At 68.0% G+C, this 19052-nt stretch carries 18 protein-coding genes; 5 read left to right on the top strand and 13 right to left on the bottom strand.

Annotated features, from left to right (window positions below):
* Window positions 1-7 precede the first annotated feature (7 nt).
* Window positions 8-2203, top strand: coding sequence for an MMPL family transporter (locus LWF15_RS19795; RefSeq protein WP_232812347.1), 2196 nt, complete (start codon window positions 8-10; stop codon window positions 2201-2203).
* Window positions 2204-2275: 72 nt separating this feature from the next.
* Here LWF15_RS19795 and LWF15_RS19790 read toward each other — a convergent pair whose 3' ends face one another.
* A complete protein-coding gene (locus LWF15_RS19790; RefSeq protein WP_232812346.1) occupies window positions 2276-3049 on the bottom strand; it encodes a DUF1963 domain-containing protein in 774 nt (257 codons plus the stop codon).
* Between the two features lie 211 nt (window positions 3050-3260).
* Here LWF15_RS19790 and LWF15_RS19785 point away from each other — a divergent pair, with 211 nt between their 5' ends.
* The gene (locus tag LWF15_RS19785) at window positions 3261-4496 is read left to right on the top strand and encodes an alpha/beta hydrolase (protein WP_232812345.1); all 1236 of its coding nucleotides are present in this window, start codon (window positions 3261-3263) and stop codon (window positions 4494-4496) included.
* A gap of 69 nt (window positions 4497-4565) precedes the next feature.
* Here LWF15_RS19785 and LWF15_RS19780 read toward each other — a convergent pair whose 3' ends face one another.
* Window positions 4566-4967: a DUF4362 domain-containing protein gene (locus LWF15_RS19780; RefSeq protein WP_232812344.1), complete on the bottom strand. Its 402-nt coding sequence runs from the start codon at window positions 4965-4967 to the stop codon at window positions 4566-4568.
* 55 nt (window positions 4968-5022) lie between these two features.
* On the bottom strand, window positions 5023-6360 hold the full coding sequence (locus tag LWF15_RS19775; RefSeq protein WP_232812343.1) for an ATP-binding protein: 1338 nt from the start codon (window positions 6358-6360) through the stop codon (window positions 5023-5025).
* Window positions 6361-6701: 341 nt separating this feature from the next.
* Here LWF15_RS19775 and LWF15_RS19770 point away from each other — a divergent pair, with 341 nt between their 5' ends.
* Window positions 6702-7214: a cupin domain-containing protein gene (locus LWF15_RS19770; protein WP_232812342.1), complete on the top strand. Its 513-nt coding sequence runs from the start codon at window positions 6702-6704 to the stop codon at window positions 7212-7214.
* Window positions 7215-7372: 158 nt separating this feature from the next.
* Here LWF15_RS19770 and LWF15_RS19765 read toward each other — a convergent pair whose 3' ends face one another.
* From LWF15_RS19765 to LWF15_RS19735, 7 genes are all read right to left on the bottom strand, one after another.
* Entirely contained in the window at window positions 7373-7627 is a 255-nt protein-coding gene (locus LWF15_RS19765; protein WP_232812341.1) for a hypothetical protein, read from the bottom strand.
* Between the two features lie 17 nt (window positions 7628-7644).
* The gene (locus LWF15_RS19760) at window positions 7645-10677 is read right to left on the bottom strand and encodes a hypothetical protein (protein WP_232812340.1); all 3033 of its coding nucleotides are present in this window, start codon (window positions 10675-10677) and stop codon (window positions 7645-7647) included.
* Window positions 10678-10807: 130 nt separating this feature from the next.
* The gene (locus tag LWF15_RS19755; RefSeq protein ID WP_232812339.1) at window positions 10808-11596 is read right to left on the bottom strand and encodes a hypothetical protein; all 789 of its coding nucleotides are present in this window, start codon (window positions 11594-11596) and stop codon (window positions 10808-10810) included.
* Window positions 11597-11653: 57 nt separating this feature from the next.
* Entirely contained in the window at window positions 11654-11890 is a 237-nt protein-coding gene (locus LWF15_RS19750; protein ID WP_232812338.1) for a hypothetical protein, read from the bottom strand.
* A 412-nt stretch (window positions 11891-12302) separates the two neighbouring features.
* Window positions 12303-12962 carry a reverse transcriptase domain-containing protein gene (locus tag LWF15_RS19745; RefSeq protein WP_232812337.1) on the bottom strand — a complete coding sequence of 220 codons (660 nt, stop codon included), beginning with the start codon at window positions 12960-12962 and terminating at the stop codon, window positions 12303-12305.
* Window positions 12963-12971: 9 nt separating this feature from the next.
* A complete protein-coding gene (locus LWF15_RS19740) occupies window positions 12972-13688 on the bottom strand; it encodes an RNA-dependent RNA polymerase family protein (RefSeq protein WP_232812336.1) in 717 nt (238 codons plus the stop codon).
* A gap of 179 nt (window positions 13689-13867) precedes the next feature.
* A complete protein-coding gene (locus LWF15_RS19735) occupies window positions 13868-14446 on the bottom strand; it encodes a TetR/AcrR family transcriptional regulator (protein ID WP_232812335.1) in 579 nt (192 codons plus the stop codon).
* A gap of 110 nt (window positions 14447-14556) precedes the next feature.
* Between LWF15_RS19735 and LWF15_RS19730 the strand changes: the two genes are divergently transcribed.
* Both LWF15_RS19730 and LWF15_RS19725 read left to right on the top strand, forming a co-directional pair.
* Window positions 14557-15102, top strand: coding sequence for a hypothetical protein (locus LWF15_RS19730; RefSeq protein ID WP_232812334.1), 546 nt, complete (start codon window positions 14557-14559; stop codon window positions 15100-15102).
* 1 nt (window position 15103) lies between these two features.
* Window positions 15104-16549, top strand: a complete 1446-nt coding sequence (locus tag LWF15_RS19725) for a dihydrolipoyl dehydrogenase family protein (RefSeq protein WP_232812333.1) — start codon at window positions 15104-15106, stop codon at window positions 16547-16549.
* Between the two features lie 56 nt (window positions 16550-16605).
* On the opposite strand, the gene LWF15_RS19720 is transcribed toward LWF15_RS19725, so the two are convergent.
* The 3 genes from LWF15_RS19720 to LWF15_RS19710 all read right to left on the bottom strand — a co-directional run bounded on the left by LWF15_RS19720 (window position 16606) and on the right by LWF15_RS19710 (window position 19048).
* A complete protein-coding gene (locus LWF15_RS19720; protein ID WP_232812332.1) occupies window positions 16606-16953 on the bottom strand; it encodes a hypothetical protein in 348 nt (115 codons plus the stop codon).
* A 76-nt stretch (window positions 16954-17029) separates the two neighbouring features.
* Window positions 17030-17989, bottom strand: a complete 960-nt coding sequence (locus tag LWF15_RS19715; RefSeq protein WP_232812331.1) for a bifunctional heptose 7-phosphate kinase/heptose 1-phosphate adenyltransferase — start codon at window positions 17987-17989, stop codon at window positions 17030-17032.
* Complete coding sequence (locus tag LWF15_RS19710; RefSeq protein WP_232812330.1) at window positions 17990-19048, bottom strand: SIS domain-containing protein; 1059 nt, start codon at window positions 19046-19048, stop codon at window positions 17990-17992.
* Window positions 19049-19052 lie beyond the last annotated feature (4 nt).

Here is a 19052-nt window from a genome sequence, read left to right as displayed (position 1 = left end):
CAATTCTGTGGCTACGTTCCTCTACCGGGTGGGTGCCCTGGCAGCTCGCCGCCGGCTCACCTTCCTGAGTCTGTCCCTGACATCGGTGCTGGTGGTGCTGGGGTTGGCCCTCAGCTTCCCCGGTTCGTTCGAGTCCGGCAGCTCGATCCCGGGCTCCCCCGCCCAGGCTGCCCTGGAGAAGATGGATCGGCACTTCCCGGAAGACGGCGGGATCAGCGGGGACGTGGTCTTCCAGGCTCCGTTAGGGGCCAAAATTACGGACGAGGCGGTCGCCCAGCAGATCCAGGCCACCGTGGAGCGGCTTCAGGGGGCCGAGAAGGTCGTCGAGGTGAGTGACCCGTCTCAGGAGGTCTCCGAAGACGGCCGGGTTGCGGTCACGTCGCTGAGCCTGGACGTTCCGGCCGGCGAAGAGGTCGAGCCGGCCCTGCAGGAGGCGGTGCGAGCGGCGGGGGCCGACTACAACCGCCAATTTGAAGACGCTGGGGGCCTGGTTCTGTTCGGAGGTGACGCCTTTGAGGAGGAGCACGCACCGTTCGGGCCTACCGAGGTCATTGGTATCGGCGTGGCTCTGTTGGTCATGCTCATCACCTTCGGCTCGATGGTTGCCGCCGGGATCCCGCTGCTGACTGCGGTGTTGGGCGTGGGCGGCACGGTGGGGGCCACACTGCTGGTGGCCAACCAGTTCTCGGTCAACCAGAACGCGCTCACGCTGTCAATCATGCTGGGTCTGGCGGTGGGCATTGACTATGCGCTGCTGATTCTTTCGCGGCACCGGGGCCAGCTGGCCCGGGGTATGAGCGTGGCCGAGTCGGTGGCGATGGCCACGGCGACGGCTGGTAGCGCGGTGGTGTTCGCTGGGCTGACCGTCATCATCGCCCTGTCCGGGCTCGTGGTGGCCGGGGTGCCGATGCTGACCTCGATGGGTCTGGCCTCGGCCGGTGCGGTGGCTGTCGCGGTGCTGCTGGCTCTGACCATGCTGCCGGCGCTCATGGCCCTGGCCGGCGAGAAGATGCGCCCGAAGCCGAATTCCCGCGCTGCCCGCCGTGAACTGAACTCCGAGGCTCGTACCTGGTCGGTCCGCTGGGTGAGCGCCGTCACCCGCTACCCCCGCACTGTCGTGCTGGCAGTCGTCCTTGGCTTGGGTGTTGTTGCTGTGCCGGCCGCCCAGCTGGAGCTGGCTCTGAACGACAACGGTTCGGCGGCAGCGTCTTCCGAGCCCCGCAAGGCCTACGACCTCATCTCCGACGCATTCGGGCCGGGCGCCAACGGCCCGCTGGCCATCCTGGTCGAAGGCGACTCTCCCGCTCAGATTCAAACCACCGCTGAGAGCGTGGCCGCCGCCGTGGAGCAGGTTCCCGGGGTGGCCGGCGTGAGCCCGGTGCAGATGGCGCCCGACGAGCAGGCCGCGATGGTCGGCATCATCCCCGAGACCGGTCCCCGTGACAGCGAGACCAACGCCCTGGTCGCGGAGCTGCGCTCAACCCTAGAACCGATCAGTGCTCAGACCGGCGACTACGCGGCGGTCACCGGCCTGACCGCGGTCAGCATCGACGTGAACGACAAGCTCAACGGCGCTCTGCTGCCCTTCACGATCGTGGTGGTCGGGCTGTCACTCCTGCTGCTGATGATCGCCTTCCGCTCCTGGACCATCCCGCTCAAGGCCACGTCCGGCTTCCTGCTCTCGGTCGCCGCAGCGTTCGGCGCGATGGTGGCGGTGTTCCAGTGGGGTTGGCTGGCCGGGCCGCTGGGTGTGCCTTCCGAGGGACCGGTGGCCAGCTTCGTGCCGATCATCATCATGGCGGTGCTGTTCGGCCTGGCCATGGACTACGAAGTCTTCCTCGTCTCGGCCATGCGTGAGCACTACGCCCGTCACCGCGACGCCGACGCAGCGATCGTGGCCGGGGGCCGCAGCGCCGGGCGGGTGGTGGTGGCCGCGGCGGCCATCATGATCGCGGTGTTCGTCAGCTTCCTGTTCTCGCACGACCCGAACATCATGCCGATCGCCTTCGCCCTGGGCTTCGGGGTGCTGATCGACGCCTTCGTGGTGCGGCTGACCCTGGTGCCGGCGGTGATGAAGCTTCTGGGCGAGCGTGCCTGGCGGCTCCCGCGCTGGCTGGACCGGATCGTGCCGAACGTGGACGTGGAGGGGCACGAGCTGACGAAGGACCGGCCCGCGGATCGCGAGCCTGAGCTGGTGAGCTGAGGTTCTACGGCAAATTTGAGGACGAGGCCCGCCCACCTTTGGTGGGCGGGCATCGTCGTGCGCGGGGAGACTTCACTCGGTGAACTCGGTGCAGGTGATCACGCCTTCCAGGCGGCCGGCGGCCAGGTCGTCGGGGCGGATCAGGAAGCGCCCGATGTAGACCTCGTCGATCTGGAACTGGGCCAGCGGTAGCCACTCCCCCATCACCCGGTGCGTCTCCTGCTCCAGAAGATGGTCTTTCGCGCTCTCGCCGGTGCTCACCTCTACCTTTTCGCGGGCCATCGCGACCTCGGGCGTCTCGTACAGGTGCGGGGTGCTCAGCTCGGAGATGTGCATGGAGTAGCCGCCCAGCTGGCAGTCGCAGTCTTCCCCGGCCGGCCACAGCTCTTGGGCCAGGGCGCAGAGGTCTTGGCGGTGCGGCAGGTCTTGCACCAATTCCCGCTGGAACGCGGACAGGTCGGCCTCGTCTCTGCTCAGCCATTCGGGCAGGTCGGCGCGCACCCAGGCGTACAGCTCGCGCTGCGGCCTGACGAAGTTGCGTTCCCAGTCGGAGAACATGCTTTCGGCGTGCTCGGGCTCGGCCGCCTCGACGGTTTCTGCGCCCAGCGGCACGTAGATGGCCTGCGCGTGCTGCTGATCCTTGGCGTCGCTCTCGTAGTCGTCTTCGTGGTGCAGGAAGAACAGCATCGTGCCGGTCGGCGGTATGGGCAGACCCTCGACCTGGGGCAGGGCCGCACAGTCGTACGAAACGACGAACGGCAGCGGCCCGTACTCGGAACGCGGCCATTCCAGGCCCACCGGCAGGCTTGGCAGGCCCCCGTTCCGCCCGACAACGGGGCCGTTCACCCGTCCATTCGTACCGATCGCGAACCGCAGGAACCGCGTGAAAGATTCGGCCTCGCTGGGGCTGTGACCTCGCTCTACGGCTGCACGGACGAACTGTTCACGACGACTCATGGCGCACGCTCCGAACCTGGTGACGGTACAGCCAGCTATACCAATAGTGGGTAGATGCCGGGATCGTTCCACTCGGCCCGTCGAAAATAGCGTTCAGGGCATGACAACGACGCAGAAGTTCCGGAAAGTGACCGTCGCCGTCGGCGCTGCCGCGGTGCTCGCCTCCAGTGGGGCGCTCGCCGCTTCTGCGGCCCTGCCGGCCTCGGCGACCGCCCAGCCGACGGGTGCCAACGCCGAATCCGACGGCTGGCAGGGCATCGTCCGCGAAAAGGTCCGGATCGACTTCGGTCAGGGCTGGGTGACAGAGGGCGAGCTGACCTATCCGAAGGGTGCGCAGGGCAAGCTGCCGGTGGTGGTGATGCTGCACGGCAGCGGCCACAACGACATGAACCAGACCCTGCCCGACGGCAAGGGCTCCACCTTCGTGCCGCTCGCCCAGGCCGCCAGCCGCGAAGGGTTCGCCACCCTGCGGTTCAACAAGCGCGGCGTGACCGGCGTCGGGCCGGTGGAGACCAAGGACCCGGCCCAGCTGAACCCCAAGAACCCCTACACCCGGATCCAGAAGGACGCGGCCGCCGCGATCCGGTTCGCCGCCAAGTCACCCAAGGTCGACGCGTCCAAGATCTTCCTGCTCGGCCACAGCGAAGGCACCAACGTGGCCGCCAACCTGGCCGCCGACCCCAAGCGCTACGACATCCCCAAGCCCGCCGGTGTGGTCGAGATGGGCGTGGTCGGGCTGGAGCTGAAGGAGCTGCTCACGCTGCAGATCTTCGGGCGCCTGCTGCTGCAGCTGCACGACGAGTTCGACGTGAACGCCGACGGCCAGCTCACCGCCCGCGAGGCCAAGGACGGCCTGGTCGGCCAGCCCAAGGAGGTGGCCGAGCAGTTCCGGCCGATCCTGCTCGACGGCAAGGGCAAGGTGCTGGCCAGCACCGACAAGAACCGCGACGGCAAGGTCTCGATCGACGCCGAGGCGGGCGCGGTGCTGCGCAAGGTCACGGGCATCGGCAGCTACCCGAACGTGCCCGGCTTCGACAAGCCCCTGGTCGACTACATCAACGACCTCAGCCGCTTCCCCACCGTCTCCGAGGCCCTGCCCAAGTACTCCGGCCCGGTCCTGATGCTCAACGGCGAGAACGACCTGCAGACCCCGGCCCGCGCCGCCCTGGCCGCCGACGCCGCCGTGGCCAAGGCCGGCAACAAGGACCACAAGATCGTGATCTACCCGGGCATGGCCCACACCATGAACACCACGCCCAAGTTCACCCCCGAATTCGGTGAGCCCGACCGCAAGGTCGTCAACGACGTGAGCAAGTGGTTGAAGGCCCACCGCTGAACCAGCGTCACCGACGGCCACTCTTCCCCGGTGGCCGTCGGTGCTCTGCGTCTAGGTGCAGGACACGACCTAGGTGCAGGCGCTGAAGGTGAAGGTGAAGGCGAACGACGACCGCACCAGGCCCGTGCAGGTTTCGGTGCGGACCTCGTTCGGCCCGAACTTGTCCTCGGTCGTGTCGGTGACCACCTGCACCTCGCCCGCGCCCAGATGCCGATAGACCTGCTTGATCGGATCGCCCTCGGTGGTCAAGAAGGTGATCTTGAGGATGGCCTGCTCGTCCGCCTTCACCGCGTCGAGCAGGCAGGTGGCGGCGGGAGTGTTGAGGCGCTCGTTCTGGCCGATCTCGTGGTCGCCGCAGTCGGTCGCGGCCTGCTGGGACGCCTCTGCGGTGACCACCTCGACGGTGTTGTCGGCGCCGCAACCGGCAAGCAGAAGAACCAACCCCAGGCCCAGGGCGGTCGTGCGTCGCATCGGTTCTCCAACCGCTTGGCCGAGCCTTCGTTGTACACCATGACGACCGGTCGAGTCAGGGCCCGAGAAGGGCAGCGGGGACAACGGCTATCCCGTCCGGTCGACGGTAGGCAAAGCGTCCCGTCGTGATCACGGCTGCATCCGCCAGACGGTCTCCGATCATCTCGCGAAGCCAATGCAGATGTTTCACGTCCTCTGCCTGGACCTCACCGTCAAGCTTGACCTCCAAGGCGACAATCCGCTGATCCTCGCCTTCGACTATCAGATCGACCTCGCGCTGTCCCGCCGTGCGAAGATGAAATGTCTCGGCCTGAGCATGCTGCGCATAGGTTTTCACAGACAGGGTGACGAGAGATTCGAACAGAGCACCCAGCAGTGTTCCATCACGAGGCAGCACGTCCCCGGGGGCCCCGCCCGTGCTCAGTAGAGTCCGCTCGGAGGCGCGCAGTAAGCGAGCTGCCAAGGCGGTGTCAGCCAAGTGATGCTTGGGCCGCTGGGTCAGTCTGGAGAAAGGATTGTTACTCGGAACCCATCCGGGCACCGGATCAAGCAGCCACAGTTGCTCTAGCACCGCTCGATAGGCCTGAGTAGTTGTCTTGGCCGGCTTGCTGGCGTCTGCCGGTGTCGCAGCATCCAGAATGACCGAGTAGGCGGCGGTCGAGGACGTCGCTGCCGCATAGGCGGCAAGCCACGTTTTCAACGTCTGCGGAACGCGGACGTCATGCCCCTGCTGCGGAAAGTCTTTCTGCACCAACGCGTCGAGGTAGCCGTCCAGTAGCGCGTTACGGACCCTCTGACTCAGAGGGTGGATGGCCGGGAACCCGGACGCCAGGATCTCGTGCACGTATTCCGCGAGCCCGATCGGGCTCTCCCCATCGATGGCGATCGGAGGATCGCTCTGGAGCATCTTGCTCAGCGAAACCGTCGGCGAGACCAGATCGCGCTCGGCGAGGGACAACGGGCGCATCCGCCGGGTCACGATCCGCCCGGCCCCGGAATGCACGGGATGCCCAAGGGGCACGGCTGAGCCCGTGAGCAGGAACCGGCCCGGGCTCGGGTTCGCGTCCACTGCCCGACGAACGAAGTCCCAGACGGAGGCCCAGTGCTGCCACTCATCGACGAGTACCGGCGCGTCGGCCGTGCCGAGGCGCTCAGGGTCGGCGCGAAGCAGCGTCATCTCCGCGGGGTTGTCCAACCGGAACTGGGTGTTGGCCCGCTGCCGGGCCGTGCTGGTCTTTCCCACACCCTTGGCTCCGTCCAGCGCGATGGCGGGTAGCCCTGTGAGGAGCTCGTCCAACTCATCATCGATGATTCTTCGCCGGTAGTCCGGCCAGGCAAGACGCCCCGCTTCGGGCCGTTGGTCGCCTCGACTCATCAGTGCGTTCGCCTCCACAGTGGGTAACCGCCTCTCAGGCTAGCATCCCGTTTGCAGGCTCCCCAGCATCCCATTTACAGGCTCGCTAGCATCCCATTTGCAGGCTTCCTAGCATCCCATTTGCAGGCCGCCCAGCATCCCGCCTGCAGCATCGTCTTGGCGGTCGGCAGTCCGTCACCGCAGTCTCGAGGTGTACGCCGTGTACCAGGCGTACACCTCACTCGATTGCCTTCCCGAGCCCCGGCCGTCGTGGCGAGAGCGCAGGCTCGGCCGAGCGGGATCTGGGTGAACTATCGAACGCCGGCCTCCGTGTCTTCAGGTGCATCGCAGATCTGTGGCAAGCCTGGAGGGCGAAAGAGATGAGCTTTTCCGTACCTGATGTAGCCCCCGGAACCGAGAAGGTGGGGGCCCTGCACGTGCCGGCCGGGCAGGGGCTGACCAAGTGGGTTTCCGGGGACAGCTACACGATGAAGGTCACCCGTGGTCAGACCAGCGGGCGGCTGGGGTTCATCGAGGCGGTCGTGCCGCCCGGGGGTGGGCCGGTGGCGCACGCCCACACCGACGAGGACGAGACCTTCTACCTGCTTGAGGGCGAGCTGGAGTTCCTCGACGGGGAGCAGAAGTTCGTGGCTGGGCCCGGTGACTTCGTGTACGTGCCGCGGGGGCACCGTCACCGGTTCAAGAACATCAGCAAGAGCAACACGAAGATGCTGTTCTTCTACACCCCGGGTGGGCCCGAGGAGTTCTTTGTCGACGCCGGTGAGGACCCGATTCCGGGTCAGCAGCCGCCGCCGTGGGACCTGGCGCGGATCCAGTCGGTGTTGCCGATCGCGGAGCGCACCGGGCTGATCGTGCTTCCTGAGGAGGACTGACCCGGGGGCTATCCCCATCCTCCGCTGTGCGCCGGGGTCTCATGATGGTCTGTGAAGGACACGACTGAGGAGATCATCATGGAAGACTCTGGCCAGGCCCTCCCCCAGTACGGCTCCCCTGCCGCAGCGAAGCCGGTACGGAAGTCGCCCGGCTCCTCCTACCGGTCGATCGCGTCGTTCTCGTCTGCGCAGTCGGCCCTGTCGGCCTTCAGCTGGGCCTCCATCGCCGGCACCTTCTCGGCCGGGTCCATGTTCAGCGTCTTGTCGGTGGGCAGCGTGGGCAGCCTGGCCTCGGCGTTCTCGGTCGGCTCGGTGCTGTCGGTGGGCTCGGTCGGCTCGGTGTTGTCGATCGGCAGTGTGGGCGGGGCGGGCGAGGTGTACGGGCTGCCGGTCGGGGAATGGGTCTCGCGCACCCTGCTGTGATCCTGGGTCAGCGTCTGGTCGCGGCGAAGAGGTTGCAGAGCCCGCCGGCGCAGGCCCCCACCTGGAAGTCCATGGCCTGCGAGAGGCGCTCGATGCTGCGCTCCGACAGGGTCCATCCCAGGGGTGCGGTCACGGACGGCTGGGTTGCCGGTGCGACCACTACAAGGGGTGGGATGTCTGACTCGCACGACTCCGCCGGGTCGCAGGGGATCGGGTCGGCGTACTGGGCGTAGGTGCGTTGCCGCAGGGCTGCGTCGCCGGCCAGTTCCTCCTTGGCCCGGGCGGCGATGGGCGGGGCGAGCAGCTCGGACGTGAGGCCGCTGGGCGGGGCTGAGAGGTCGGTGCCGAAGTGGTTCTGCAGGAACACCACGGTCGGCACCACCAGCGACCCGCCCGGCTCGGTCCCGTTCAGAACGCCGAGGTTGTGGGCGCGCACCAGACGCATGAGCTCCGGCCCGAGGTCCACGAGAGTGCCCAGCCCGCTGCCCTCGGCGTAGCCGCCGTCTACCAGTTGCTGCTTGGTCAGATCGTTGCACCCGTCGATCACCCCGCTGGGTGTGACATAGGGGAAGCGCGCCGACAGCATGGCCGAGGTGCCATTGCGCAGGGCGCCTTTCAGGCAGGGCGTGTACTGGTGCAGAAGGTCGACCGAGCCCGCGGGCAGGCTGCTGTCGGGGGCGTGGCAGTCAGGGTCTCGTTCGGCGCCCGGGGCCGACTCGGAGCCCACCTGCTCGACGCCGGTGGTCAGCTTCAGGTCACTGACGATCATGCGGCAGGCCGTGCCGACCGACGTCGAGTTGAGCAGCAGGTGGCCGGAATCGCCGGTCGACCCCAAGAAGTTCTCGCCCAGCACCGGGGCCAGGGATTCCCAGCGGTGTTCCATCAGACCGGCTCGGTCGAGCCATTTTTCGTTGGGCATGCCGTCTTGGTCGTTCACCCGGATGCCGGTGGTGCTGGCCAGCAGGTCGCGCACGAGCAGACCGTTGACGGCCGCGGTCAGGGCTCCGGGTTCGGCCAGTTTCTCGGCTGCCTGGGTGTAGCCCTCGCCCCGCGCCAACGCAAGTCCGAGCGAGCCACCGCTGACGCCGCTAGATAAGAAAATCGGCCGCGGGCCGCAGTGCTGGGCCAGCCGGTCAACACCGTAGGCCGTCCAGACCGCAGCGCGGATACCACCTCCGGCCGCAGCCACGAGCACGAGAGGCCGCACGGGGTGCCCGGCCACATCGTTGGCGCCGACGCACCCGCCCTCTTGCTGTAGCCATTGATCGAACGCCTCAGCCAGTAGCGGTCTTTGGCTGACCGCGAGCTCAGCCTGATCGGCGTTGGACACCACTCGAACACGGTGCACGTCGACGTCGCCTCCGCCCAGGGAGGCCAGGAAGGGCACGAGGAAGAGCAGGGTCAGCAGCGGGGTGTGTTTGAGCCCGAAGAGCCTGAAGACGGGTAGTGGATCGTTGCGCTGCACGGTCAGGACAGCGAGGGCGGCCAGGGTTACGAGAAAACCGAGGACGGTGGTGGTCGCGCCGATCACGCCGAGCCAGGAAGCTGCGGTGAGGGGTTTGAAGAGCACGAAGATCAGGCCCAGCGCGGCTACCACGCCTAGACCGATGCCCAGCTTCGGCCCCAGGTCGGTCATTACGTCGGGCCGCACGAGGTGCTTGGCCTGCCCCTCCCCTCGGTTGAGCGCTTCCTCGGCCTGTGCAACGACCCACCAGACGAGCGCAGACACGAGGCCGCCAACGATCAACGCCAGCGCCGGCCAGACTCCGAACCCGAGCACGGTTGGCGCAGTGTAGGCGCGCACCAGGCCCAGCCCACCGATCGCCAGCAGCGCACCGGCCGCGATGTCACCCACCATCCAAACGGTCCGGGCCAGAGGCTCGTCCTGCTTCGGAAGGCTGGGCCCGGCCTGAGGTCTGAACCGGTTGACGAGCCAGGAAAGCCCCGGCACCGCAACAATGGCCGCCACGAAAAGCCCCAGCACCCGAAGATCTACGTCACCCATGCCCAGCAAGTCGACGACCAGGCCGCCGACCAGAGCCACCCCGGCGACCGCCAGCCACCACAGGTAGACCGCGCGATCCGGCGCCGGCCTCTGATCCTGCGAAACCCGCTGCCTCCACACCCAAGTGGACCGCAGCCGTCCTGTAAGAAAGACAACAACCGACAACGCGACCAGGGCGAGCACCGCGACCACCGCGTCCTTGACGCCGGTCAGCTCGCCATCCGTCCAAGACCTCACTGCATCGGGGAACTGGTCGCGAATCTCCCCGCCCGGCAGAACGACGAGCCCGCCGATGACGGCAACCACGAAAACCGAGAAACGCTGGATGAAAACGGCCCGCCCGACCCTGCGCAGCCTGGCCAGCCGCGGGCGTCCTCGGTCTGCCCTTTCTTGAGTCAGGCGGCGCACGAGCAGCAAGCCGATAATCAGAGCCAGAACCCAACCAATGGACGCCATGACCCCGGCGAACTTGGCCAGCCCGGCTGCGAACGGGGTGAGTGAGGATTCAGTGCTCTCGGCCAGAGGTGCGCTATAGGTCTCGGCCTCCGTCCGGGTGACCAGCAGAGCGAGCCAGACCACCAGGACGTCGACCACCAGCCACAGGCCGGCCGCGGCCACCAGGACCCAGCCGGTGATTCGACTGGGCTCCAGTGCCCGCCGGGCCAGCAGCAGGGCGCAGCCGAGCGCGACCACGTGCAGGACGACGTACAGCAGCAGCCACCAGCGCAGACCCACCACCGCGATGGCCGCACCGTCGGCGAGTCGCCCGAACGCCTCGTCTCCCGACGGCTCCCACGTCCACAAGCGGCTGGGGCCCACGAACGTCATCAATGAGACGGCCCGATCCTGCTTGTCGCGCAGGGCTCCGGTGAGCCGGTTGATCTCGGCGATGGCTACCACGCAGGCCAGGGCCACCGTGACCAGGGTGAGCACGCCGGCCGGTATTCGCGGGGAGGTGTTCTCGGGCGCAGTCGTGATCACGCTCAGCTCGGGCTTGCCGACCTTGGTAGGGGCCGCCGCGTTGTCTTGCGACATAGCCATCTCCCTGGCTCTCGCACTGGGGCCGTTCGCAGGCCACTAGCGATAGCAGGAAGACGGGTTCACGGGAGGAGCGATTGCCGAACACTGCCCTTTCGGGATTGCCCGGGAGTGCAGCGTCAGGGCTTCACGGGCGGTAGCCGAAGGTCTCGGACCAGCGCTCGGGCGGGACCGCCAGCAGCGCCTGCACCATCTCCTCGGCCGCGGCCTCGGGCTCAGCCAGGTCGCTTCGGAGTTTGAGGAGCTTCTGACTGAACTGCTGCTCTTCGGCTCCCTCGCCCCAGAGCGCGAAAGAGATGACCACGCCTTGATTGTCGGGCCAGGCGGCACCGGCCCCATGGAAGGGAAGATTCGGCGGCAACACCAGATTCAGAGGGCGCAGGCGTTCTCCGACCAGCCGGGCCACCCGTCTGCGCGGCGTCTCCCAGCCCCGGTCCCACCGCACCCGCTCGACCTCGGCGAGGTACTGGTCGCGGTCGAAGTGCAGATCAGGAAGGTCTTTCGGCCGTCCCCAGTCGGGTTTGATCTCTTCGTCCACGACTGGGCCGGCGAAGACGCCCACGTAGTCGCGAAAGTCCAGCCAGGAGATGCGCCGGCCATCAACAGAGGCCACGATCAGCGGCGCGAGCGACCCGCACCCGGCTTCGCCACACCCGCAGCGGACGACCGCCACGCGGCGACCGGAACTGGTTGGAATGAGCGGACAATCCTCACCCAGCATGCTGGAGGGATCGAACCCGCGCCAGCCTGATCTGGATCCCTCGAACGGATCTCGCCCATCGACCCGGATCACCAGGTCGGGCCAGTCGGGGCTGCTTTCTTCCGCGACCTCGAACTGCAGACTCAGAACGGAAAGGCTTGGTGCATTCTGCATCGGATCGGCGTTTTTCGGCACACCGGGAGCCATCGAAGACACGGGTGTCGAGCACCCTCGCGCCTCATTGTGCAGGGTGCCCGATCCGATGACAAGCGCTCAGCGGCGTCGGCTGCCCGGGCTGACCTCGGCCTGCCCACCCACCGACACGTCCTGGCTCTTGCCGCCCCGCCGCACCACCAGGTTGCTCACCGACATCAGCCCGCGCGACACCGGCGTGGGGCCATTGCGCTTCTCGATGCGGTGCGCCACGGCCCGCGCAGCCGCTGCGCCCGCGGGGACGGCAACGGTGAGCAACAGCCAGGTGCGCAGTCGCTTGGTGAGGAACGCCTTCATCAGTACCTCCGGTGATCGGGTCGGAACCTTCGTGAAGCATCCCCCGGGCCCGGCCGGCCAGCGACTCGACGCGATCCCGCTCACGACGAACAAGTCGTTCTCCCATCCGCGTCCCGCCACGTGTGGCGTCGCGCGGTGGGGTGTCGACGCGCGGCGCCCTGGCCACCCGATCCACTCGTTACCGCAAGCGCAAACTCGGATGCTTTGTGTATTCGCGGCCAGGATCGGATTGCCTGTCTACTTGGGTCGCACGATCTATAACTTTGAAGCCAGGATCCGTTACGGATCGTCCAAGCAATCACAAGTGCTAGACCCCACACCCTGACGGTCGGCACGATCGGCCGGATGCAGCCCCACAGGGCCGCCTACTCAGCCGCGCCCATCTGGAGCTACTTCTGGGAGATCGAGCGGATCACTCCCGCGCGGCAGCCGCCGACGTACTGCGGGACGCAGTGACCCGATTCAGCTGGTCCGCCGGCCATTCGATCCGGTCGAAGGCCGCCCGCAGGCGCTGCCCGCGTTCCGGGTGGAGCTGCGTTGCCCAGGCGATACGACCCAGCAGATGAGCCCGGAAGTCGCCGTGCTGGTCGCGGTTCTGACTGTCCGGGCCGAGGCGAACCGCGTTGTGCAGCAGGGCCTTCAGCTGGTCGTACTCGGCTCGGGTCAGATTGGGGCGTTCGTTGACAACGATGCCGGTGACCACCTGCCGTTGAAAGGCATGCCGTACGCGGGTCTTGGCCGGCTGCACCGAGAATCCTTCCGCTCGGACGATCCTTTCGACACCGCCGATCAGCCGTATGGCCGCGCGGTCGCTCAGATCACCGGAGAAGGTGAGGTCGTCGGCGTAGCGGGTGTAGGTCAGACCAATGGACGCGGCGAGGCCTGCCAGCCGACGGTCCAGTGCCAGCGCGGCCAGGTTGGCGAGCGCTGGTGAAGTGGGTGCGCCCTGGGGCAGATGGGGGCTGCGCAGGCGGGATCGGATCTCGTTGTGGTCGCCCGTGCTGCGGGGCATGGCCGAGATGACTCGAACCGGGGAACGCGTGGTGCACAGGCCGGTGAGCAGGTGGGCCACTGGTTCTGGCTAGCCGTCCGTGCGGAAGATGCCGTAGATGCGGGCTGCGCTGACGGTGGTGAAGAAGGAGGCCAGGTCCAGGTTGACCACTGTCGGGGCGCCGGTGTGAAGGCGGGCGCCGGTGATGGCACTGCGGCCGGGGGCGAAGCCGTGGGCGGCGGGGTGCACGGGGATCGGGGCCAGGACCTGCTCCAGCAGGGTGCGCTGGATTCTTTTCAGGCGCGGGAGTGGGGCTTCCAGCAGCCGAGGACGTCCTGAGGCAGCGATTGTCCAGAGGTAGCGGTAATGGTGCAGCGGTCCCGGCTTTGCGCGCCGCTGTCTGAACGAGACGTCGGCGAACCATTCCAGGTGTTCAGTTTCCAGCAGTTCGGCCAGGTCGTTGGCGTCGTGCAGTTCGGGGACCGGCCAGGGGCGGCTCGGGGCCATCCGGGTGCGCGCCGGCGGGATGCTGACTACTTGGAGGGGCTGCTCGGAAGCTAGCGACCGGGTGATGGCCCGCTGCAGGATCGGGCTGAGCTCAATGAAGCGGGCGAACTCGCGGGGCCGGTCTGCCGGCCGACGCGGATAGGCCGCTAGAACCTCGCGGGCCAACCGGAACAGCCAGCGCGGTCGCGAGCCGATTGCTGCCTCGGCACTGGCCACCAATGGCCGGACAGTCCAGTCGTTGGCTGTCAGGAAGGCATTGCCCAGGGCACGGGCCAGGGCGCGGCGGCGGGATGAGTTCACAGCGGTGACGCCCGACGACGACCTGTCCTGTAGTGCGCGTGCCTTGCTGCGCGAAGCGCTGCGGCGCACGTGCGGCGCCGTGCCGAGGATGTGGTGCCGAGCCCGGGGTAACCCCGGATCAACCGCCCAAATGGTGCCGGGCGGCGTTCTCGCCCCGGGCGCCACCGCATCCGGGCAGCCTACTCAGCGGCGGCCACCTGAGCCTGCAGCAGACCTTCGACTCCCCGCAGGAAGGTCTCGTTGACCAGGGCCGGGTCGAAGAGGCAGCCGGCCGCCATGGCGCCGTCGCGCAGCATCGCGTAGTGCCGGGCGGCGGCGTCAGGCTTGGTGCTGATCTGGGTGAACAGGCTGGTCAGCGTGTCGAGGAACCAGGCCCGGTGTTCGAGGACGACCTGGTGCACGGGGTTGTCCTGGTCCGGGTACTCGGCTGCGGCGTTCAGGAAGGCGCAGCCGCGGAAGCCTTCGGACTCGATTCCGGCGGCGATGCCCTGCGCGATCGTCTGCAGCGCCCGGGCCGGCTCCAGCCCGTCGATGGCCTGTTCGACCTGCTCCCGCAGCCCCCGGTCGGCCGCCCGCAGATAGGCGACGACCAGGTCTTCTTTGCTGGGGAAGTGCCGGTAGAAGGTCGCCCGAGTGACCTGGGCCTCCGCCACGAGCCGGTCGACCCCGACGGCGTGGATGCCCTCCGCGTACCAGATCGCGCTCGCTGTGCTCAGCAGGCGGTCGCGGGCCTCGGAGGGGCGGGTCGTCGGGCTCATGCCGCCATCCTAGTAGGAAGAACGTTCGTTCTTGACTTTGTGAGCCGACGTGCGCAACTCTTCGGTGGGAAGAACGTTCGTTCTTGCATTCCGAGGAGGAGACACCTGCCATGACCACCACCACCACAGCAGTGGCCGGCACCCTGCAACGCCTGTACTTCGTCCGGTTCGCGTTCGCCATCGCCTGGGCCCTCGCCCTGTTCACCACCGCCAAGGACCTCGGGGTCCTGGCCGGCACCCTGCTCGTGATCTACCCGCTGTTCGATGTCGGTGCCGCCGTCGTCGACGCCCGCTCGTCCCACCGCACCGGATCGGTCGTGGGCCTGTACGTGAACATGGCGGTCAGCTCGATCACCGCAATCGCGGTGGCCGTCGCCGCCACCTCCGGCATCCCGGATGTCCTGCGCGTCTGGGGTACCTGGGCAATCGTGGCGGGAGCCGTGCAGTTGGCCGTATCCCTGAGCCGTCGGGCCATGGGCGGCCAGTGGCCCCTCATCCTGAGCGGCGCGATCTCCGTGCTGGCCGGGGCCTCGTTCATCGCGGGCGCCGGGGCCGACGACCCCACCCTGACCGGTGCCGCTGGTTACGCCATCCCCGGCGGCGTCTTCTTCCTGGTCTCCGCCCTGCGGCTGCGCAGCGCCTCGAAGGGAAAGTGACATGAGCACACACACTTACGACCTGATCGTGATCGGCGCCGGCCCGGTCGGAGAGAACGTCGCCGACCGAGCCCGGCAGGGCGGGCTGAGCGTCGCCATCGTCGAACGCGAACTGGTGGGAGGCGAATGCTCCTACTGGGCCTGCATGCCCACCAAGGCTCTGCTGCGCAGCGCCGCCGCGCTACGCACGGCCCGTCAGGTGCCCGGCGCTCGTGAAGCGGTGACCGGCGCCCTGGATCCGGCGGCCGTGCTGCAGCGGCGAAACGCCTTTGCCTCCGACTGGAAAGACGACGGGCAGGCGTCCTGGCTCGAGCAGGCCGGGATCGAACTGTTCCGGGGGCAGGGCCGCATCGTCTCGCCGCGCGTGGTCGAGGTCGACTCGACGATCACGCTGACGGCCCGGCACGCCGTGGTCATCGCCACCGGCAGCAGCGCCCTGGTTCCTGAGATCTCGGGGCTCCGCGAGGCCAGGCCGTGGACAAGCCGGGAAGCAACGGCCACCCAGCGCCTCCCGAAGAACCTGGCCATCATCGGCGGCGGAGTCGTGGCCAGCGAAATGGCCACTGCGTTCGCTGAACTGGGGTCTTCAGTGACCGTGCTCGCCCGGGACGGGATCCTGCCGGCGGTCGAACCGTTCGCCGGCCAACTGGTCACCGAATCTCTGCGCGCAGCCGGAGTCACCGTGCGAGTGGGGGCTCAGGTCTCGAACGTGCACCGATCCGGTGAGGGCCTGCTGCACCTCACTCTGGCCGACGGCGAAACCATCGCGTTCGACGAGCTTCTGGTAGCCACCGGCCGCGAACCGAACACCCACGACCTGGGGCTGGACCGAATCGGCCTGACGCCGGGCGACTGGCTCGCGGTGGACGACACGCTGCGCGTGCTCGACGCTGATGGAACCCCGGTGGACTGGCTCTATGCAGCCGGCGACGTGAACCACCGCGTGCTCCTGACCCACCAGGGCAAGTACCAGGCCCGAGCGCTGGGCGATGCACTCGCTGCCCGAGCCGCGGAAGAGCCACTCGACTACCGCCCCTGGGGCCGACACGCCCTGACCGCCGATGAACGCGCCGTTCCCCAGGTCATTTTCACCTCGCCCGAGGTTGCCGCGGTCGGGCTGACTGCCGCAGCCGCGGCCGCCGCTGGACTGGCCGTGCGTGTGGTGGACTACGACCTCGCCACCGTGGCCGGGGCTGCACTGCACTCCGAGGGCTACCGCGGGCAGGCCCGCATGGTCGTGGACGAAGACCGCCAGGTGATCGTGGGCTTCACCTTGGTGGGCCCGGACGTGGGGGAACTGATCCACGCGGCCACGATCGCGATCGTCGGCGAGGTGCCCCTCGACCGCCTGTGGCACGCCGTGCCCGCCTTCCCCACCGTCAGCGAGGTCTGGCTGCGTCTGCTGGAGGCGGCCCGGGCCGGGGACCAGTCTCCGGCCGGCAACTGAATGCCGGTGTGGCCGTCGGATCTACGCGGGATCCGACGGCCACGACGAGCAGTTGGTTACTGGGTCCAGCCCTCGACCCAGGACTTGCTGTTGGCCCAGCCGACCTTCGTGGCGGGCAGGTCGGCGCCGGACGCGAACGTCACGGTGACGATGGCGCCGGGGGCCTTGCAGGCCTTGTACTGGCGCACCTCGTTGGTGTAGCCGTGGCCGTCGGGGCCGATCGAGTCGCGCTTGCCCTTGGTGCCGAAGATCTTGGCCACCTTGGCCTTGGACTGGCCGACCTTCACCTTGCCGAACTCGGTGGTGGTGACGCAGGGCTTGTTCTTGGGAGCGGCATCGGCGGCCACGGCCCCACCCACGAGCAGAGCTGCGGTGATGCCGACGGCGGTCAGAACTCGACGCATGACAGGTTTTCCCCTCCGATAGGGCCAGGTCTTTCCCGGCCCGCTACTGGCAACGCGGGTTGCCGGGAGTAGGTTGTCATGACTTGGCCGGAATTTTCACACCTGCCTCTGTGGGCAGTTCGGCCTCCCACACCTCGAGCAGCTCCCCCGAAGTGATGGGGCTCGTGCCCCGGCGCCCCACCACCACGCCGGCGCAGGCATTGGCCACGCGACAGGCGTCTTTCAGGGGCAGTCCACGGCCCAGAAGAGCACCAACAATGGACGCGACGGTGTCACCGGCGCCGGTGACGTCCAGGACGGTGCGGGCCTGGGTTGGGAGGTGCAGTTCCGGAAAGTGCCCGTCGAACAGGGACATCCCGTCGGCGCTGCGGGTGACCAGCACCGCGCTGCCGAGGCTGTCGACCAGAGCGAGGGCCTTCTGCTGGAGGGTGCTCAGGTTGGCAGGCGTTGCCTGGTTCAGCTCGGCAAGGTTCGGGGTGATCAGCTTGGCTCCGCGATAACGGCTGTAGTCAACACCTTTCGGGTCGACCACCACGGGGATGCGCAGGGCCCGGGCCAGGCGGACGACCTCGGCGCACACCTCGGGGGTGCACAGGCCCTTGGCGTAGTCGGAGATCAGCACCACGTCGACCGCGCCGATGCTGCGGCGCACCTGGTCCAGGCAGGCTGCGGTCAGCTCGGGTTCGGCGGGCTGCTCGACATCGAGGCGGACCACCTGCTGGCCGTTGGCGATCACCCGGTGTTTGCAGGTGGTCGGGCCATTACCGGTGATCAGGGCCTGGTCTTTCACCCCGGCGGCGTTCAGGCCGGCCCGCAGCCGGAGGCCCTCGGGATCGTCACCGACGGCAGCCACCAGAGTGACCTCGTCTCCCAGCGCGGCCAGGTTCGCGGCCGCGTTGCCGGCCCCGCCGGGCGTGTAGACGCGGGTGCTCTGCAGCACCACCGGCACCGGCGCTTCGGGCGAGAGACGCCCGGCGTGACCCTCGCTGAACACGTCGAGCATCAGATCGCCCACCACCAGCGCCCGGTGGGGCATTCAGACCACCTCGAGGCGATCGAGGATCTGGGTGGTGGAGACGTCGACGGTGCGGGGCAGGAACTCCATGCGGCCGCCGAAGCGCTCCACCACCTCGCGCTCGGGCACCGGCTGGCCGGCGGCGTACTCCTCGCCCTTGCAGTGCACGTCTGGCCGCAGCTCAGCCAGGGCCGCGGCCGGGTTGTCCTGGTCGAACACGCACACGTAGGCGACCGGGGTCAGGGCCTGCAGCAGCCGGGCCCGGGCCTGCTGCGGGTTCACCGGGCGGGCAGGCCCCTTGGCCCGCCGCACCGACTCGTCCGAGTTCAGCAGCACCACGAGCACGTCGCCCAGGGCGGCGGCCCGGTCGAGCGAGTCGAGGTGACCGGCGTGCAGCACATCGAAGCAGCCGTTGGTAGAGACCACGGTGAGGCCCTGACGCCGCCATTCCTGCCGCAACGACAACAGCGCGGGCGGAAGCACACCCGGGTTTTTCGGGGCGGGCCGACGGGAGTCGAGCAGAATACGTTCGGTGAGGTCGCAGATGATGTGCAGAATCGTCATCTGGCATTCCTGGACCCGCGCGGTCACCGGTGAAGGGACCTTGAGCACCAGATCGCAGAAAGCGTCCAGACCGGCGGCTGCCCGACCGGTCATTCCGATCACCGAAACACCCTTGCGCCGGGCGCTGCGGGCGGCCTCGATCACGTTCACCGAGTTTCCGCTGGTGCTGATCGCAAAGAGAATGTCACCGGGCCGGGCGAAGGCCTCGACCTGCCGGGAGAAGACCGCATCGTAGCCGTAGTCGTTACCGATACAGGTGAGGGCACTGGTGTCGGTGGTCAGGGCCAGCACCGGGAGCGGCAGTCGGGGGCGCAGATATTTACCGGTGAATTCCGCCGCGAAATGCTGGGCGTCGGCCGCCGAGCCGCCGTTGCCGATCACGTACACCCGCCGGTCGGCCTGCAGGCACTCGGCCAGACGCCGCGCAGCCTCGCTGACCTGCGGCCCGACCGCACTGGCGGCCCTGGTCTGCACCTGAGCCGCCTGACGCAGCGATTCGGTGACGACGATGTTCATCTTT

It is taken from the genome of Kineosporia rhizophila (assembly GCF_021277265.1).
Taxonomy (GTDB): Bacteria; Actinomycetota; Actinomycetes; order Actinomycetales; family Kineosporiaceae; genus Kineosporia; species Kineosporia rhizophila.
This window is presented reverse-complemented; position numbering and strand designations above follow the sequence as displayed.

Coding starts and splice junctions, on each gene's coding strand:
- LWF15_RS19770 (WP_232812342.1), top strand. CDS start 6,702: ATGAGCTTTTCCGTACCTGATGTAGCCCCCGGAACCGAGAAGGTGGGG.
- LWF15_RS19750 (WP_232812338.1), bottom strand. CDS start 11,890: ATGAAGGCGTTCCTCACCAAGCGACTGCGCACCTGGCTGTTGCTCACC.
- LWF15_RS19710 (WP_232812330.1), bottom strand. CDS start 19,048: ATGAACATCGTCGTCACCGAATCGCTGCGTCAGGCGGCTCAGGTGCAG.
- LWF15_RS19785 (WP_232812345.1), top strand. CDS start 3,261: ATGACAACGACGCAGAAGTTCCGGAAAGTGACCGTCGCCGTCGGCGCT.
- LWF15_RS19725 (WP_232812333.1), top strand. CDS start 15,104: ATGAGCACACACACTTACGACCTGATCGTGATCGGCGCCGGCCCGGTC.
- LWF15_RS19720 (WP_232812332.1), bottom strand. CDS start 16,953: ATGCGTCGAGTTCTGACCGCCGTCGGCATCACCGCAGCTCTGCTCGTG.
- LWF15_RS19780 (WP_232812344.1), bottom strand. CDS start 4,967: ATGCGACGCACGACCGCCCTGGGCCTGGGGTTGGTTCTTCTGCTTGCC.
- LWF15_RS19730 (WP_232812334.1), top strand. CDS start 14,557: ATGACCACCACCACCACAGCAGTGGCCGGCACCCTGCAACGCCTGTAC.
- LWF15_RS19760 (WP_232812340.1), bottom strand. CDS start 10,677: ATGTCGCAAGACAACGCGGCGGCCCCTACCAAGGTCGGCAAGCCCGAG.
- LWF15_RS19735 (WP_232812335.1), bottom strand. CDS start 14,446: ATGAGCCCGACGACCCGCCCCTCCGAGGCCCGCGACCGCCTGCTGAGC.
- LWF15_RS19715 (WP_232812331.1), bottom strand. CDS start 17,989: ATGCCCCACCGGGCGCTGGTGGTGGGCGATCTGATGCTCGACGTGTTC.